This window comes from Rhodococcus maanshanensis NBRC 100610 (assembly GCF_001894865.1).
GTDB lineage: Bacteria > Actinomycetota > Actinomycetes > Mycobacteriales > Mycobacteriaceae > Rhodococcus_G > Rhodococcus_G maanshanensis.
In genome coordinates, this window is sequence record NZ_BCXA01000090.1 from 1 (window position 1) to 1027 (window position 1027).

The window sequence follows — 1027 nt, forward strand, 5'->3', positions numbered from 1 at the left end:
TTGTGATGTCCAGGCACGTTGGTCAGTCGGCTGATCGGTGGCTGGCCGCCGATGGCGGAGTGGGCGCGGTGGTGATTGTAGAAGTGAAGCCAGCCGGGCAATTGTGCGTTTCGTAGCTCGGTCGACTCGTAGAAGCGGGCGTAGGCCCAACCATCGGCCAGGGTGCGATGGAATCGCTCGATCTTCCCGTTGGTCTGCGGCCGATACGGGCGAGTCCGTTTCGGGGTGATGTCGAGCTCGGCGCAGGCATCACGCCAGGCATGGGAGCGGTAGGCCGATCCGTTGTCGGAGAGCACTCTTTCGACGCAGACCCCGTGATCGGCAAACCATGCGACGGCCCGCCGGAGAACCCCGATCGCGGTCGTTGCTGTCTCGTCCGTGCAGATCTCGGCGTAGGCGACACGTGAGTGGTCGTCGATGACGGTGTGGACGAACGCCGTCCCGATCAGCGGCCGGTACTCACGGCCACGCCGGCCGGTCCGGCGGGCGGTGGCCTGGGCGTTGTGGCGGCCCTGGACCCGACCGACATAGCGCCAGCCACCCCCGTCGGGAATGTTGCCGAATTTGGTGACATCGACATGGATCAGCGAGCCCGGGTGGTCGTGTTCGTAGCGTCGAAGTGGCTGACCGGTGACCCGGTCGATTTTGCTGAGCCGATTGACCCGGCACCGCACCAAGACCGCGTGCACGGTCGAGGGCGGCATCGACAGCCGACCGGCTATCTGGACCGGGCCGAGCCTGTGCCGCCACCGCAACGCCACGATCTGCCGAACCACCTCGAGGGGAGTCCTATTCGGACTCGATTTCGGGCGCGAGCTGCGGTCGGCCATGCCCGCGACGCCTTCGGTCCGGTAACGGTCAGCCCATTTCTTCGCCGTCCGCGGGGCGACCATGAACATTTTCGCTGCTGATGCGTGCGTCCATCCGTCATCGACGATCAGTCGTGCCAGGCGCAGCCGGGTGATCGGGGTCAGCGTTGCATTAGCGTGGGACACGAAGGCCTCCTGGTTGTGAAGCGGTTCCTAGA

At 65.5% G+C, this 1027-nt stretch carries 1 protein-coding gene; it reads right to left on the reverse strand.

The annotated features are described in order from the left end of the window. Nucleotides 1–995, reverse strand: a 995-nt coding sequence (locus tag RM1_RS25795) for an IS481 family transposase (protein ID WP_072754438.1), incomplete at its 3' end; no start/stop codon positions are given. Between the last annotated feature and the right edge of the window lie 32 nt (nucleotides 996–1027).